The sequence below is a fragment of the Trabulsiella odontotermitis genome (genome assembly GCF_001297775.1).
Classification (GTDB): Bacteria; Pseudomonadota; Gammaproteobacteria; order Enterobacterales; family Enterobacteriaceae; genus Trabulsiella; species Trabulsiella odontotermitis.
Window position 1 is genome coordinate 206,474 of sequence record NZ_LIFX01000006.1, and the last position, 17,448, is coordinate 223,921.

Sequence of the window (17,448 nt, forward strand, 5' to 3'; positions counted from 1 at the left end):
AATAATTCTTATTTTTATTCGCTCTTACACACCTGGCGGAAGGTCAGGTTTAAGCGAAAGCGCCCGGTCGCCGGGTGGAAACCCTCTTTAAGCGGCTGAACGCCATGATAAAACAGACGTGACACCCCGCCCCACACCACCACATCGCCATGCTCGAGCAACACGCGATGCAGCGGATCACTACGGCTCAGGCCGCCAAACTGAAAAATAGCCGGTAAGCCCAGCGACACGGAGACAATTGGCGCACGCAGTTCCTGCTCGTCTTTATCCTGATGCAAAGAGAGTTTACTGCCAACGCCATAACGGTTGATGAGACAGGCGTCGGGCCGGAAATCGGGGTAGCCCGCTTCCCGTGCGGCGTGGTCGGCAAGCTGGCGGAAACTGTCCGGCATTGCTGGCCAGTGCTGATTTGTTTGCGGATCGTTCGGGGAATAAAGGTAACCGTGCAGGTCAGTGGTCCAGCCGAGCGCACCGCAGTTGGTCATCGCCACCGACATGGTGTACCCACCGGGGGTCACCATCTGACGAAACGGCGAGACAGCCGCCACGCTTGCGATGTCTGCCAGCAGCGTTTCTGCACGGGCAACGGCGAAGCGCCGCAGGATCGCGGCGCCTGGCCCTAACGGCTCCTGCCAGGGATGTTCATCGGCAAAGAGATCCAGCATTACGACTCCTCATGCGATGATTCACGGCGCAGCAGCAGGGCTTTTCGCGCCACACCCCAGCGATAGCCTGACAGCGCGCCATCATCCCGCACCACACGGTGGCAGGGGATCAGAATCGCCAGTTTGTTGGCAGCGCACGCCCCTGCCACGGCACGCACCGCGTTGGGTTTGCCAAGACTTGCCGCCACCTGGCGGTAACTGCGCGTTTCACCCGGCGGGATGGCGCGCAACGCCTGCCAGACCTGTTGCTGGAACGCGGTGCCGCGGATATCGAGCGGTAGCATCAGCGGATGATGCTGATTGTTGAGGCTGGCGATAACCAGATTAACCCGCTCCTGAAATGCCGCATCCCCGGACTGCAACTGCGCTCTGGGGAAAACCTGTTGCAGTTCAGCAAGCAATTCATCATCGCTGTCGCCCAGCAACACCGCACAGACGCCGCGCTCACTTTCGGCGACCAGGCAGCGCCCGATCTCGCTGTTGCCGGTGGCAAAATGAATTACCGCATCTTCGCCGCCGCGACGATACTGACGCGCGGTCATTCCCAGCGCCGCATCGGCTGCGCGATAATACGTGCTGCTGTCGGGGAACCCGGCGGCCAACACGGATTCGGTCACTGTCCCGCCTCTTGCCAGCGATTCACGCAACCGGCGTGCACGCCACGCCTGCTGCCAGGCTTTCGGCGTCATGCCGGTGGTGGCTTTGAACAGGCGATGCAGATGAAACGGACTGATGCCGACCTCGCGTGCCAGCTCATCCAGCGTGACTGGCGTCTCCTGCTCCAGTAACCGGCAGGCCTGCGCCACTTTTTCTGTCCGCTGTTGTTGCGGCGCTTGTTTGTCAGGCTGGCAGCGTTTGCACGGGCGGAAACCTGCCGCCTGGGCGGCCTGGGCGTCAGGGAAAAACTGCACATTCTGGCGCAGCGCATGGCGCGCACGGCAGGAGGGACGGCAAAAGATGCCGGTGGTCTGTACGGCGAAAACGAACGCGCCGTCCGCTTGCGGGTCACGATCAAGCACCGCCTGCCAGCGGGACTCCTCAGTGCGTATCGTATTACGTTTCATGGTTGGCTCCTTCATGTAAAGGTTAGCCTTACTTTGCCGGACAGACCGTAAGAAAAAACCCGCAATCTTGCTTTTTAATTTTTCCCGTTCACCAGAAATCCGCTGAACTGCGGCGACATCCAGGTACGGAAGCCGTCACCGTCTTTGATGATCATATACACTGCCAGCCCCTGCTCACGCACCACTTCTTTGGCCTTTTCCGGGCCGAGCACCATCAGCCCGGTATCCCAGCCGTCAGCCTCCAGCGCCGTCGGTGCAATCACCGTGACCGAGACCAGTTTATGATCGATCGGACGACCGGTTTGCGGATCGATAACGTGGGAGATGCGTTTGCCGTCCAGCTCATAATAGTTGCGATAGCTGCCGGAAGTGCTGATGCCATGACCGTTGATATCCACGATCGCCTGTACCGCGTTTTCACGATCAGTCGGTTTCTGGATCGCCACGCGCCACGGTTTCCCTTCGGCGTTCATCCCCCGGCTGACCAGCGCGCCGCCCACGGACACCAGATAGCGGGAGATCCCCTCCTGCTCCATCAGACGCGCCAGATGATCGGCCGCGTAGCCTTCACCGACGGTGGAGAGATCGACAAACAGATCGGGAATATCTTTTTGCAGGAATTGCTGCCCGGACAGATTAATGACGGAAAGATGTTTCAGACCGGTACGCGCTTTCGCTGCCGCGATCTGCGCCTCCGTCGGGGTTTTGACTGGCTGTTTGTCCGGGCCGAAGCCCCATAAATTCACCAGCGGCCCGACGGTAATATCCATCGCGCCACTGGTTTTCGCGCCGATACGCAGCGATTCGGTGACGATGTCCGCCATCGCTTCATTGACCGGCCACGGCGTTGTGCTTTGCGACTGATTAAAGCGCATCAGCGCGGAATCATTCTTCCAGGTGGAAAGCAGCTGATCGTCGGCATCCAGTTGCGTCTGCACTTTCTGGCGCAACGCAGCGGCGCGGGTCTCATCGAGATCGATCGCGCTGACCCGCCAGAAAGTGCCCATGGTTTTCCCTTCCAGCACGGTCGCGGCGGGCTGAGCTGCTTTGGGAGGCGTCGCGGTGTCGCAGCCTGCTATTAATACTAACGTCGCCAACACGGCGACGCGAAAAAGGGTTAAGTCCATTCGTTGTTATCCTCTTGCTGAAGGCGCAAGGGTACACCAGTTTTGGAAAAGTCAGACACAAAAAAAGGGGCCAGTGGCCCCTTTATCACGGTATTCAGTTGGATTAGAACTGGTAAACCAGACCCAGTGCTACGATGTCATCAGTGCTGATGCCAGCGCGACGGGTGAAGTCGTTTTCATCCAGCAGGTTGATTTTGTAATCAACATAGGTGGACATGTTTTTGTTGAAGTAGTAAGTCGCGCCTACGTCAACATATTTCAGCAGATCCTGGTCGCCGAAACCGCCTTCGAGATCTTTACCTTTAGACTGCAGGTACGCCACGGACGGACGCAGACCGAAGTCGAACTGGTACTGTGCAACCACTTCGAAGTTCTGTGCTTTGTTGGCAAAGCCACTGACACTGTCGCCCTCGCCATTACCAGTGAAGCGAGTCGCGTTGTACGTCTGGGTGTACTGCGTTGCCAGATAGATGTTGTTCGCGTCGTATTTCAGACCACCGCTGTAAGTGGTGGCTTTATCGCCTTCACCGAATGCCTGAGCGTTCTGGTCGGTAGTACGTTTGGAACTGGCAATCGCAGTACCAACGCTGAAGCCTTCGCCCAGATCATAGGTCAGAGATCCGCCGAAGCCGTCACCGTTCTGTTTGCTCCAGCCACGACCATTACCAGTTGCGCCTTCACCAGAAATACTACCGTTTTTGCCCTGGTACTGCAGAGCAAAGTTCAGGCCATCGACCAGACCGAAGAAGTCGGTGTTACGGTAGGTTGCAACGCCGTTAGTACGAGCCTGCATGAAGTTATCAGAACCGTAGGTGTCACCGCCGAATTCCGGCAGAACGTCGGTCCATGAAGTTACGTCGTAAACGACGCCGTAGTTACGACCGTAGTCGAAAGAACCGGCTTCGCCAAAACGCAGACCAGCGAATGCCAGACGGGTCCATGACTGAGCATCATCGTTGCCAGTTTCTGGTTTGTTCGCCTGAACGTTGTATTCCCACTGGCCGTAACCGGTCAGTTGGTCGTTGATCTGGGTTTCGCCTTTGAAACCTAAACGAATGTAGGTCTGGTCGCCGTCAGCACTCTTGTCATCAGAGAAATAGTGCAGACCATCAACTTTACCGTACAGATCTAATTTGTTGCCGTCTTTGTTGTAAATTTCAGCCGCATTTGCTGCGCCCGCTACCAGCAGAGCCGGTACCAGGAGGGACAGTACTTTAACTTTCATGTTATTAACCCTCTGTTATATGCCTTTTTATATGCCACTGCTTACTGATTAACCCTCTAATCAGTCGGCAAGTTCATTTTGCTGCAAAATACAGAATAATCCAACAAGAAAATGATACTAAAACTTTTAAGGTGTTTCAGATCACTCACGAGATGTTTCTAAATGTAAATTTCGGGGAACTTTTTATGACACGAAAAGCTAAAGAAATAAGCACGAATAATCAAAACAAATACTAAATAACATACAAAACAGTAAGTTACACGATTTACACCTTATAGCACTGAATGCCAAAACAAATTCCATGATGAGATCTAGAATAACCTCGCTATCATCATTAACTTTATTTATTACCGTCATTCAGTTCTGAATGTCTGTTTACCCCAATTTCCACCGAATGCTCTGCATTCGGTTTTTTTTTGCCCTTCTTTACACAACTTTAATAATTTTGTGCTACCGATCAGAAATAGTAACGACTATTAACTAATTCGATCTGCAAATAAAAATTATCATTAGGTGCCTAAGATAATTAATTGCTTGTTATTTCGTGCTATTTTTTAATGATCATTATCAAATTCTTGTACAAAAATTGTAAAAATGTACAAATATTACTTCTCAAACGCCGTTGTCAGGAACGCACCTGAAAGAGGGTGAAAAATGATGCAGGATCGGCTTACGCGTCTGGAAATTGGCGCAACAGCCTTTATACTGCCAGCAGGACATTGCCCGGCGAGAACGCTTTTGCCACAGGCTCTGACAGCTTATGGCGCTGTTGCCATAATGGGTTACACACAATAATGAGTCACTCCGACACGATGATCCCAAACAAATTCTCCTTGATACCAGGCAGCATCACGCGTTTCTTTCTATTAATGATCATCGTCCTGCTGGTGACGATGGGCGTCATGATTCAGAGCGCGGTCAACGCCTGGCTGAAAGACAGAAGCTATCAGATTGTCGACGTCACCCACGCGCTGCATAAGCGTATCGACACCTGGCGCTACGCCACCTGGCAGATCTACGACAACATCGCGGCCAGCGCGCCCTCCTCGTCTGGCGACGGGCTACAGGAAACTCGCCTTAAGCAGGACGTTTACTATCTGGAAAAACCGCGCCGCAAAACCGAAGCGCTGATTTTTGGTTCCCACGACAGTTCCACGCTTGATATCACGCAAAAGATGTCGAGCTATCTGGATACGCTGTGGGGCGCGGAGACCGTGCCGTGGTCGATGTACTATCTGAACGGTCAGGACAACAGCCTGATCCTGATTTCCACGCTGCCGCTGAAAGATCTCTCGTCCGGCTTTAAGGAATCCACCATCGGTAACATCGTCGATTCCCGTCGCGCCGAGATGCTGCAGCAGGCCAACACGCTGGATGAGCGTGAAACCTTCTCGTCGCTGCGCCGTCTGGCGTGGCAGAACGGTCATTACTTCACGTTGCGCACCACCTTTAACCAGCCCGGGCATCTGGCCACCGTGGTGGCTTTCGATCTGCCGATTAACGATCTCATTCCGCCGGGCATGTCGCTGGACAGCTTCCGTCTGGAGCAGGATCTGACGCAAAACACCGCGGCACGTAGCCAGGATAAAGAAGCCGTTGACAGCGTGAGCATCAATTTCAACAGCTCGCGCATTGAGATTTCGTCGGCGGTGAACACCACCGGCATGCGTCTGGTCTGGCGGGTGCCGTTCGGCACGTTGCTGCTGGATACGCTGCAAAACATCCTTTTACCGCTGCTGCTCAATATTGGGTTACTGGCGCTGGCGCTGTTCGGCTTCACCACTTTCCGCAACCAGCCGGGCCGAAACCAGAGTGAAACCACCTCACCCGTGGCGGCGAGCAGTGAAATGCGCGCGCTGAAGGCAATAAATGAAGAGATTGTTTCCCTGCTACCATTAGGTCTGCTGGTACACGACCAGGAATCCAACCGGACCATCATCAGCAATAAAATCGCCGATCACCTGTTGCCGCACCTGAATCTGCAAAACATCACCAGCATGGCGGATCAGCATCAGGGGGTGATTCAGGCGACGGTTAACAACGAGCTCTACGAGATCCGCCAGTTCCGCAGCCAGGTCGCGCCGCGCACCCAGATTTTCATTATTCGTGATCAGGACCGTGAAGTGCTGGTGAATAAAAAGCTCAAGCAGGCACAGCGTCTGTACGAGAAAAACCAGCAGGGTCGCGCCACCTTTATGCAGAACATTGGCGAGGCGCTGAAACAACCCGTGCGATCGCTGGCGGCAGACGCCGCGGCGATCGGCGGCGATGAGGCGCTGAAGCTGGCAAACCGTGCGGACGTACTGGTTCGCCTGGTCGATGAAATCCAGCTCGCCAACATGCTGGAAAACGACAGCTGGAAAGGCAACGCGACGCTGTTCGCCATTCAGGATCTGATTGATGAAGTGGTGCCGGATGTCTTACCGGTGATCAAACGCAAAGGGTTGCAGCTATTGATCAACAACGCCCTGCCCGCTAACGAGCAGCGTCATGGCGACCGCGATGCGCTGCGGCGGATCCTGCTGTTGTTAATTCAGTATGCGGTGACCACGACGCAGATCGGCAAGATCACGCTGGAAGTGAGTGCCGACGAATCAGCGGAAGATCGGCTGACTTTCCGCATCCTCGATACGGGCGATGGGGTCAGCAACAGTGAAATTGATAATCTGCACTTCCCGTTCCTGAACGACACGCAGTCTGACCGTTACGGGAAAGCAAACGCCCTGACCTTCTGGCTGTGCGATCAACTGGCGCGCAAGCTGGGCGGGCATCTGAACATAAAATCCAGAGAAAGTCTCGGTACCCGTTATTCCGTCCATGTTAAAATGGCGCCACGCGCTCAGGTTGTGGAATCAGAAGAGCGCCTGCTGGATGACGTAGTAGTGATGACCGATATTACTTCCAGTGAGATCCGGACGATTGTAGTACGGCAGCTCGAAAACTGGGGGGCGACCTGCATTTCGCCCGACGAGCGACTCGTAAGTCAAGATTATGATCTCTTTTTAACTGATAATCCGTCTAATCTTACTGCCTCAGGCTTGCTTTTAAGCGATGATGAGGCTGGCATTCGCAAAATCGGCCCAGGCCAGTTGCGTGTAAACTTTAATATGAGTAATGCCATGCAGGAAGCTGTACTACAACTTATTGAAGAGCAACTGGCTCAGGATGAGATCGTGGAAGCCTCTCCCGGCGGTGCAAGTGAAAACGCCGAACTCCACGCCAGCGGCTATTACGCGCTGTTTGTTGATACTGTACCGGATGATGTGCAGAGGTTGTATACTGAAGCGTCAGCGCATGATTTTTCAGCGCTGGCGCAGACCGCACACCGACTTAAAGGTGTGTTTGCCATGCTAAATCTGGTACCCGGCAAGCAGTTATGTGAAACGCTGGAACATCTTATCCGTGAAAAGGATGCTCCAGGAACAGAGAAATATATCAGCGACATTGACGTTTACGTCAAGAGCTTGCTGTAGCAAGGTAGCCTAATACATGAACAATATGAACGTAATTATTGCCGATGACCATCCGATTGTACTGTTCGGTATTCGCAAATCACTTGAACAGATCGAGTGGGTGAATGTTGTTGGCGAATTTGAAGACTCCACTGCACTGATCAACAACCTGCCTAAACTGGACGCGCACGTTCTGATCACTGACCTCTCCATGCCCGGAGACAAGTACGGTGATGGCATTACGTTGATCAAATACATCAAACGCCACTTTCCTGGCCTGTCCATTATTGTTCTGACGATGAACAACAACCCGGCTATCCTTAGCGCCGTGCTGGATCTGGATATCGAAGGTATCGTCCTGAAACAGGGCGCGCCGACTGATCTGCCGAAAGCACTGGCGGCACTGCAAAAAGGGAAAAAATTCACCCCGGAAAGCGTTTCCCGCCTGCTGGAAAAAATCAGCGCCGGTGGTTACGGCGACAAGCGCCTGTCTCCAAAAGAGAGCGAAGTCCTGCGTTTGTTTGCTGAAGGTTTCCTGGTGACTGAAATCGCCAAGAAGCTGAACCGCAGCATCAAAACCATCAGTAGCCAGAAAAAATCGGCGATGATGAAGCTGGGTGTGGAAAATGATATTGCGCTGCTGAACTACCTCTCATCCGTCACGCTGACGCCTGCGGATAAAGAGTAAGCACCGCTCAGGTCCCCCCGGCAGATTGCAGTTGCCGGGGGCCTCTAAGACTTAAGACTCCCTCGCCTTTCTGACTCGCGCCGCATATACCGCCAGCGTTTGTCTCAGCACATCCAGCACCACCGGTTTTGACAGGCAACTGTCCATCCCCGACTCAATACAACGCTGTTTCTCTTCTGCCAGCGCGTTCGCTGTCACGCCCACGACCGGCAGTGTCAGCCCCAGTTGACGAATGCGCTGCGTGAGGCGATACCCGTCCATGTTCGGCATGTTGACGTCGCTCAGGACAATATCGATATGGTTTTTGCTTAAGACACCCAGCGCATCCACGCCATCATTCGCAGTTTTGCACTGATAGCCGAGCGAGTTGAGTTGATCGGCCAGCAGACGCCGGTTAATCGGGTGGTCATCCACCACAAGGATCATCATGTCATCGTTGACCGTGGCGGTTTCCGTCGCAGGCAGCGTTGTCGACGTATCCGTGCTTTCCACCGCAATGCGGTAGATGCGCCCGAGCAGCGCAATCAGTTCGTGCGGCGACGCCACACTTTGCAGCCATACGCCCGGCGAACGCTCCAGCGGAATGCCAATATGGCGACGGCAGAAAATCACCGCCGCTCTGCCCGGCCACGGCTGCTCAGGCTCGTCATCGGTGATCAGCGTATCGTCCGCATCCGGTTGCTGGCCTTCATAACGGCTCACCGTCAGCCCGCGATGCGTCAGCAGCGACGCCAGATACTGGTACAGCGACGCGTTACGCACCGCCAGCCAGCAATGTTTATGCTCCAGCCCGTCAGGTGCCAGCACCGGCAGATTCTGCACGCCATACAGCGGAATGCGAACCGTAAACTGACTGCCCATGCCCGGTTCGGTGTCCACAGAGATGTCGCCGTCCATCATGCTGATCAGCTTCTCGCAGATCGCCAGCCCCAGCCCGGTGCCCTGGAAGTTACGCTGCACGCCCGTCCCCACCTGGAAGAAGGGGTCGAACAGCCGCACCACCTCTTTCGCCGGGATGCCCACGCCGGTATCCCGCACGCTGATGCTCAGGTAATCTCCCACGCAGCGCACATGCAGGATGATACAGCCCACATCGGTAAATTTGATGGCGTTGCTCAGCAGGTTGGAAATCACCTGTTGCAGGCGCATCGGATCGCCGGACATCTGTTGCGGCACGTCCGGTTCAATAAAACAGTACAGCCCGAGCTGTTTACGCACCACCAGCGGCAGATAGTTCGCGGTGATATGGTTCATCACTTCCCGCGGCGAAAATTCCCGTGGCTCGATTTTCAGCTGCTCAGACTCAATTTTGGAGAAATCGAGGATATCGCTGATGATCTTCAGCAGCAGGCTGGAGGAGTTGTTCATCGCCGTCACCAGGCGCCCCACCCCTTTCGGCAACTCTTTGGTCTGCAACAGATCAAGGTTGCCGATAATCCCGTACAGCGGCGTACGCAGCTCGTGACTGACCGTCGCCAGGAACATTGATTTCGACTGGCTGGCCTGCTCGGCCGCCTGCGCCATCTCCTGCAATGATTCTTCCATTTTGACGCGTGAACTGACATCCACCAGCACGCAAATTGCCACGTTCTCATTGCGATAGCGCGAGTGCACAAAGCTGATTTGCAGGTTGGTGTTATTGCTGGTGAGCACATCGACAAAGTTCACCTGCTGACCGCAGATGATTTGCGTCAGCCGTTGCCGGTCCTCATGGGTGAGCATGTTGAGGTAGTTATGCGCCAGTTCGTTACTGAGAATATTGGTGCCATCCTGGGTGCGCAGGATACAGATCCCCACCGGCGCCGAGGCGACGATTTTACGGTTGAACTGCTCATGCTCTTCCAGCCGCTGGGCATCGTTTTCCGCCGGAATAAAGATACGGCGTTCATACATGCGCGCCAGCGTGAACAGCCCAATCCCCACCAGCACATTCAGCAGAACGGCGTTGAGGATCAGCATCCGGATGCGCTCCAGCACCTGATCCACCGGCACGGAGTAAACAATGCTCAGCGATGACGGCGGCAGGCTCTTTTTCAATACCAGCTCACGGAAACCGGAGGTATAGCCAAACCATGAGCGCTCCTGCATCCAGTGTGGATCCACTTTGAGTTTGTTTTCCGGGCCCACGAGTGAGATCAGCGACTCGCCGTTTTCATCAAGCAGCGTGACGCCCATCGGCAGGCTGCCCGGCGTGAAGAAGTTCTCCATGCGAATGCTTTGCTCGGTACCAAGCAGCGCCTGCAGGCGGTTAGCCAGATAGACCGGAGTAAGCGCATAGAAATACCCCACGCCCGGACGCGGCCCCTGACTCACCCAGAACAGGTTGTTGCCGCGCTCATCCTGTGGCGCGTTGCGATACTGCACGATGCGCTCATGCAGCGTTTTCAGCACCCGCTCCCGCTCCATCGGGACATCGCGCAGGCCAAAATTCGCCATACAGAGATTATCGCTGCCCACAAGGAACACACGGTTGAGATCGTAAGCAGAGGAGAAGTTGTCGCGCCAGTAGCGCATAAACCACGCCAGCGATTCCAGCGAACCGCGCCAGGTGTTACCCGTCGCGGCGCAGTCGGAATCCGAAAACAGCGGCTCAAATTCAGGGACGTCGATCTCCTGGCCGTTGGTGCGTGACAGGAGCGCGGCATCGTTGCCGCTCAGGCGATTCTCGGCAATGTATTTCAGCTCTTTCATGACGTCTGCGGTGCGCTGGATATAGCGCTGCGCCTGATCGGAACTGAGGTTAAATTCCTGTCTGATTTCGGATTCTTTGGTATGCAGCGCGTTGACGATATAGAACACCGACACAAACGCAATGAGCAGCCAGAGCAGCAAAGCCAGCGCCCGGAAAAGGTAGCGGGAAACTTTTAATGTGGTGCGAAAAGAGACAAGGTATTTCAACGTTTGGCCGTGTGCAGACAGAAAGATGAGCTTAAGGTAGCGGCAAAACCGATGTCCCGCAACGTCGAAACAAAAAGGGCCGGTATCAACCGGCCCTTTCACGGCATTTTACAGACAATTACTCATCAGCATCGTCTGCGACATCGTCATCAGTGTCCGCTTCCGGTGCGATTTCATCATCACCTTCAGCCACGCTTCCGTCGATGGAGTCCAGCTCTTCGTCATCAACCGGTTCAGCCACACGCTGCAGACCCACCACGTTTTCATCTTCCGCAGTACGGATGAGGATCACGCCCTGAGTGTTACGACCGACGATGCTGATCTCAGACACACGGGTACGCACCAGCGTACCGGCATCGGTGATCATCATGATCTGGTCGCAGTCGTCTACCTGTACCGCGCCCACCACAGAGCCGTTGCGTTCGGTTACTTTGATAGAGATTACGCCCTGCGTCCCGCGAGACTTGGTCGGATATTCCGTTTCGGCAGTACGTTTACCGTAACCGTTTTGCGTCACGGTCAGGATAGCGCCTTCACCACGCGGAATGATCAGGGAAACGACTTTGTCTTCCCCGGCCAGTTTGATACCGCGAACGCCGGTAGCGGTACGACCCATCGCACGCACAGCGTTCTCTTTAAAGCGCACCACTTTACCGGCGGCAGAGAACAGCATGACTTCATCGCTACCGGAGGTCAGATCCACACCAATCAGTTCATCACCGTCGTTAAGGTTAACGGCGATGATGCCCGCTGAACGCGGACGGCTGAACTCGGTCAGTGCGGTTTTCTTCACGGTACCGCTGGCGGTCGCCATAAAGACGTTGACGCCCTCTTCGTACTCACGAACCGGCAGGATAGCGGTGATGCGTTCATCCTGCTCAAGCGGCAGCAGGTTGACGATCGGGCGGCCACGGGCGCCACGGCTCGCTTCCGGCAGCTGATAGACTTTCATCCAGTAGAGACGACCACGGCTGGAGAAGCAGAGGATCGTATCGTGGGTGTTGGCCACCAGCAGGCGGTCAATAAAGTCTTCTTCTTTAATACGGGCAGCAGATTTCCCTTTACCACCGCGGCGCTGTGCTTCGTAATCCGTCAGCGGTTGATACTTCACGTAGCCCTGATGCGACAGCGTAACAACAACGTCTTCCTGGTTGATCAGGTCTTCGATGTTGATATCGGCGCTGTTGGCGGTGATTTCGGTGCGGCGCTCGTCGCCGAACTGATCGCGGACCAGCTCCAGCTCTTCGCGGATCACTTCCATTAAGCGATCAGCGCTGCCGAGGATATGCAGCAGTTCAGCGATCTGCTCCAGCAGCTCTTTGTACTCGTCGAGCAGTTTTTCGTGCTCAAGGCCGGTCAGTTTCTGCAGACGCAGATCCAGAATCGCCTGGGCCTGCTGTTCGGTCAGGTAGTACTGACCATCGCGCACGCCAAATTCAGGCTCCAGCCACTCCGGACGCGCCGCGTCATCGCCAGCACGTTCCAGCATAGCCGCCACGTTGCCCAGATCCCACGGACGCGCAACCAGCCCGGCTTTCGCTTCCGCAGGCGTCGGCGCATGACGGATAAGCTCGATGATCGGGTCGATGTTCGCCAGTGCGACAGCCAGTGCTTCGAGGATGTGCGCACGATCGCGGGCTTTACGCAGTTCGAAAATGGTACGGCGGGTCACCACTTCACGACGGTGACGGACAAACGCTTCGAGGATCTCTTTCAGGTTCATGATCTTCGGCTGGCCATGGTGCAATGCCACCATGTTGATACCGAAGGAGACCTGAAGCTGCGTCTGGGAGTAGAGGTTGTTCAGCACCACTTCGCCGACCGCATCGCGTTTGACTTCAATGACGATGCGCATCCCGTCTTTATCAGACTCGTCACGCAGCGCGCTGATGCCTTCCACGCGTTTGTCTTTCACCAGTTCGGCGATTTTTTCGATCAGGCGCGCTTTGTTCACCTGATACGGAATTTCGTGAACGATGATCGTTTCGCGGCCGGATTTAGCGTCGGTTTCAACTTCCGCGCGGGCGCGAATGTAGATTTTACCGCGACCGGTGCGATAGGCCTCTTCAATACCACGACGACCATTGATAATGGCGGCAGTCGGGAAGTCCGGCCCCGGAATGTATTCCATCAGCCCTTCAACGCTGATGTTTTCATCTTCGATGTATGCCAGGCAGCCGTTGATCACTTCCGTCAGGTTATGCGGCGGAATGTTAGTGGCCATCCCTACTGCGATACCGGAAGAACCGTTTACCAGCAGGTTAGGGATTTTGGTGGGCATGACGTCCGGGATCTGTTCCGTGCCGTCATAGTTATCCACGAAATCGACTGTCTCTTTATCCAGATCAGCCATCAGCTCGTGGGCAATTTTCGCCAGACGGATTTCCGTGTAACGCATTGCCGCCGCAGAGTCGCCGTCGATGGAACCGAAGTTACCCTGACCATCCACCAGCATGTAACGCAGCGAGAATGGCTGCGCCATACGAACAATGGTGTCATACACCGCGGAATCACCGTGGGGATGGTATTTACCGATGACGTCACCCACGACACGGGCCGATTTTTTGTAGGCTTTGTTCCAGTCATTGCCTAATACGTTCATGGCGTAAAGCACGCGACGGTGTACTGGCTTAAGGCCATCTCGGACGTCCGGCAGCGCACGGCCAACAATCACCGACATCGCATAATCCAGGTAGGAGCTCTTCAGCTCTTCCTCGATGTTGACCGGTGTAATTTCTCTCGCAAGGTCGCTCATCTAACCGCTTTCCCTCTACTGTATCCCGGATTCAAAGGTCGCAAATTATAACACACCCGTTGTGTTTGAGGTAAATGTATAGCACCTGCGCGGCGCTTTATTCGCGCCTGTCACCTGATATACTCGCAGGTCAGGATAAAAAAGGAGTAAAAGCGCCCATGAATGCCGAAAAATCGTCGGTTGCACACAACATTGACCACCAGGAGATCGCCAAATTTGAAGCCGTGGCGTCACGCTGGTGGGATCTTGAAGGCGAATTCAAACCGCTGCACCGTATCAATCCGCTGCGTCTGGGGTATATCGCTGAACGCGCTGGCGGCCTGTTCGGTAAAAAGGTTCTGGATGTGGGCTGCGGCGGCGGCATTCTGACCGAAAGCATGGCGCGCGAAGGCGCAACAGCCACCGGGCTGGACATGGGCTTCGAGCCGCTACAGGTCGCTCGTCTGCACGCGCTGGAAACGGGCATTGATGTCGAGTACGTTCAGGAAACCGTCGAAGAACACGCGGCTAAACACGCGCAACAGTATGACGTGGTCACCTGCATGGAAATGCTCGAACACGTCCCTGACCCGCAATCCGTGGTACGCGCCTGTGCACAACTGGTGAAACCGGGCGGCCATGTCTTTTTCTCTACTCTCAATCGTAACGCTAAAGCATGGCTGATGGCCGTCGTGGCGGCGGAATACGTGATGGGCATGGTGCCGAAAGGGACGCATGACGTGAAGAAATTTATCAAACCGGCGGAGCTGTTACATTGGGTGGATGACACGTCGTTGCAGGAGCAACACATCATCGGTCTGCATTACAATCCGCTCACTAACACCTTTAAGTTAGCGCCGGGCGTGGATGTTAATTATATGTTGCATACTAAGGCGAAATTCGACTAAGTACATCAGATTTTCTTATCAAACTTGCGCAGTTCCGGCTGCGCAACTCACCCGTCTCGTTGAAGAAATCAGCACTCGATCAAATTTTCATTTTTTTTTGCAAAATATTGACATCACCGCCAACCCTTATGTGGCGAGGACTTAGCGATTATTACCCTTTCGCAACCTCAATTTAACCTCAAAATCAACTCTTGTACTGAAAAGAATCCTTACTAGAATACTCACCATATAGCGTTTAATTATTCAAAGAACCCCTATATGTAGTATTTATCCACAGGGTTAGTCGCAAAGGCCTTTTGTGGATAAACGGGGGATATTATTCATTCACGGACAGGTAAAAACCACATGAATCAGAGTCTGCTGGTGACAAAGCGTGATGGCAGTACTGAACGCATCAATCTCGATAAAATCCATCGGGTACTGGATTGGGCGGCAGAAGGGCTTAATAACGTCTCGATTTCTCAGGTTGAACTGCGTTCCCATATCCAGTTTTATGACGGCATTAAAACCGCCGACATTCATGAAACCATCATCAAAGCCGCTGCGGACCTGATCTCCCGTGACGCGCCGGATTACCAGTATCTGGCGGCGCGCCTGGCGATTTTCCACCTGCGTAAAAAAGCTTACGGTCAGTTTGAGCCGCCCGCGCTGTATGACCACATCGTGAAGATGGTTGAGCTTGGCAAATACGATCATCACCTGCTGGAAGATTACACCGCTGATGAGTTCCGGCAGATGGACGAGTTCATCGATCACTGGCGTGATATGAATTTCTCTTACGCGGCGGTTAAGCAACTGGAAGGGAAATACCTGGTACAGAACCGCGTCACCGGCGAAATCTACGAAAGCGCGCAGTTCCTGTATATTCTGGTGGCCGCCTGCCTGTTCTCGAACTACCCGCGTGAAACGCGTCTGGACTACGTGAAGCGTTTTTATGACGCGGTGTCGACGTTTAAAATTTCGCTGCCGACGCCGATCATGTCCGGCGTGCGTACCCCGACCCGTCAGTTCAGCTCCTGCGTGCTGATCGAGTGCGGCGACAGCCTGGACTCCATCAACGCCACTTCCAGCGCCATCGTGAAATACGTTTCCCAGCGCGCCGGTATCGGCATTAACGCCGGTCGCATCCGTGCGCTGGGCAGCCCGATCCGCGGTGGTGAAGCGTTCCACACCGGTTGTATTCCGTTCTATAAGCACTTCCAGACCGCGGTGAAATCCTGCTCGCAGGGCGGCGTGCGTGGCGGTGCGGCAACCCTCTTCTACCCGATGTGGCATCTGGAAGTCGAAAGCCTGCTGGTGCTGAAAAACAACCGCGGCGTGGAAGGCAACCGCGTACGTCACATGGACTACGGTGTGCAGATCAACAAACTGATGTACACCCGCCTGCTGAAAGGGGAAGAGATCACCCTGTTCAGCCCGTCCGATGTCCCGGGTCTGTACGACGCATTCTTCGCCGATCAGGACGAGTTCGAACGTCTGTACACGCAATATGAAAAAGACGACAGCATTCGCAAGCAGCGCGTGAAAGCGGTTGATCTGTTCTCGCTGATGATGCAGGAACGCGCCTCTACTGGCCGTATCTACATCCAGAACGTTGACCACTGCAACACCCACAGCCCGTTCGACCCGGTGGTCGCGCCGGTGCGCCAGTCCAACCTGTGCCTGGAAATCGCCCTGCCGACCAAACCGCTGGAAGATGTGAACGACGAAAGCGGTGAAATCGCGCTCTGCACGCTCTCCGCGTTTAACCTCGGCGCCATTCAGAATCTGGACGAACTGGAAGAGCTGGCGGTGCTGGCGGTTCGCGCGCTGGATGCCCTGCTCGACTATCAGGATTACCCGATCCCGGCAGCGAAACGTGGTGCGATGGGTCGCCGTACGCTGGGTATTGGGGTGATCAACTTTGCGTACTGGCTGGCGAAAAACGGCAAACGTTATTCCGACGGCAGCGCCAACAACCTGACGCACAAAACGTTCGAAGCGATCCAGTATTATCTGCTGAAAGCCTCTAACGAACTGGCGATCGAGCAAGGCGCCTGCCCGTGGTTCAACGAAACCACTTACTCGCAGGGCATTCTGCCGATCGATACCTATAAGAAAGACCTGGATGCAATCACTAACGAGCCGCTGCATTACGACTGGGAAGCCCTGCGTGAGTCCATCAAAACTCACGGTCTGCGCAACTCCACGCTCTCTGCCCTGATGCCGTCTGAGACCTCGTCGCAGATCTCTAACGCCACCAACGGCATTGAGCCGCCGCGCGGTCATGTCAGCATCAAGGCGTCGAAAGACGGTATTCTGCGCCAGGTGGTGCCGGATTATGAGCATCTGAAAAACAACTACGAGCTGCTGTGGGAAATGCCGAATAACGACGGTTACCTGCAACTGGTCGGTATCATGCAGAAGTTTATCGATCAGTCGATCTCTGCCAATACCAACTATGACCCGACGCGTTTCCCGTCAGGCAAAGTGCCGATGCAGCAATTGCTCAAAGACCTGCTCACCGCCTATAAATTTGGCGTGAAAACCCTGTACTATCAGAACACCCGCGACGGTGCTGAAGATGCGCAGGACGATCTGGCCCCGTCTATTCAGGACGATGGCTGCGAAAGCGGCGCATGTAAGATTTAAGCAATTTGCCGGGTGGCGCGATGCTTACCCGGCCTACGGTTTGTAGGCCCGGCAAA

10 protein-coding genes are annotated in these 17,448 nt (G+C 54.7%); 4 read left to right on the forward strand and 6 right to left on the reverse strand.

Annotated elements, in window-relative coordinates:
* Positions 1-14 precede the first annotated feature (14 nt).
* From alkB to AOY23_RS09930, 4 genes are all read right to left on the reverse strand, one after another.
* Complete coding sequence (alkB, locus tag AOY23_RS09915) at positions 15-665, reverse strand: DNA oxidative demethylase AlkB (RefSeq protein WP_054179250.1); 651 nt, start codon at positions 663-665, stop codon at positions 15-17.
* Complete coding sequence (gene ada, locus AOY23_RS09920) at positions 665-1,729, reverse strand: bifunctional DNA-binding transcriptional regulator/O6-methylguanine-DNA methyltransferase Ada (RefSeq protein ID WP_054179251.1); 1,065 nt, start codon at positions 1,727-1,729, stop codon at positions 665-667. Before ada ends, alkB begins: the two co-directional genes overlap by 1 nt.
* Before the next feature lie 74 nt (positions 1,730-1,803).
* Positions 1,804-2,856, reverse strand: a complete 1,053-nt coding sequence (gene apbE, locus AOY23_RS09925) for an FAD:protein FMN transferase ApbE (protein ID WP_054179252.1) — start codon at positions 2,854-2,856, stop codon at positions 1,804-1,806.
* Positions 2,857-2,959: 103 nt separating this feature from the next.
* Complete coding sequence (locus tag AOY23_RS09930; protein ID WP_054179253.1) at positions 2,960-4,081, reverse strand: porin OmpC; 1,122 nt, start codon at positions 4,079-4,081, stop codon at positions 2,960-2,962.
* 794 nt (positions 4,082-4,875) lie between these two features.
* Here AOY23_RS09930 and rcsD point away from each other — a divergent pair.
* Positions 4,876-7,554: a phosphotransferase RcsD gene (gene rcsD, locus AOY23_RS09935; RefSeq protein WP_081005602.1), complete on the forward strand. Its 2,679-nt coding sequence runs from the start codon at positions 4,876-4,878 to the stop codon at positions 7,552-7,554.
* A gap of 16 nt (positions 7,555-7,570) precedes the next feature.
* Positions 7,571-8,221 (forward strand): response regulator transcription factor RcsB, encoded by a 651-nt coding sequence (gene rcsB, locus AOY23_RS09940; protein ID WP_038156553.1) that lies wholly within the window; start codon positions 7,571-7,573, stop codon positions 8,219-8,221.
* A gap of 51 nt (positions 8,222-8,272) precedes the next feature.
* Here the strand turns inward: rcsB and rcsC are convergent, their stop codons facing one another.
* Positions 8,273-11,119, reverse strand: coding sequence for a two-component system sensor histidine kinase RcsC (rcsC, locus tag AOY23_RS09945; RefSeq protein WP_054179354.1), 2,847 nt, complete (start codon positions 11,117-11,119; stop codon positions 8,273-8,275).
* A 118-nt stretch (positions 11,120-11,237) separates the two neighbouring features.
* A complete protein-coding gene (gyrA, locus tag AOY23_RS09950) occupies positions 11,238-13,874 on the reverse strand; it encodes a DNA topoisomerase (ATP-hydrolyzing) subunit A (RefSeq protein ID WP_054179255.1) in 2,637 nt (878 codons plus the stop codon).
* 158 nt (positions 13,875-14,032) lie between these two features.
* Here gyrA and ubiG point away from each other — a divergent pair, with 158 nt between their 5' ends.
* Together ubiG and nrdA are read left to right on the forward strand one after the other, a co-directional pair.
* Positions 14,033-14,761: a bifunctional 2-polyprenyl-6-hydroxyphenol methylase/3-demethylubiquinol 3-O-methyltransferase UbiG gene (gene ubiG, locus AOY23_RS09955; RefSeq protein ID WP_054179256.1), complete on the forward strand. Its 729-nt coding sequence runs from the start codon at positions 14,033-14,035 to the stop codon at positions 14,759-14,761.
* 345 nt (positions 14,762-15,106) lie between these two features.
* On the forward strand, positions 15,107-17,392 hold the full coding sequence (gene nrdA, locus AOY23_RS09960; RefSeq protein ID WP_054179257.1) for a class 1a ribonucleoside-diphosphate reductase subunit alpha: 2,286 nt from the start codon (positions 15,107-15,109) through the stop codon (positions 17,390-17,392).
* Positions 17,393-17,448 lie beyond the last annotated feature (56 nt).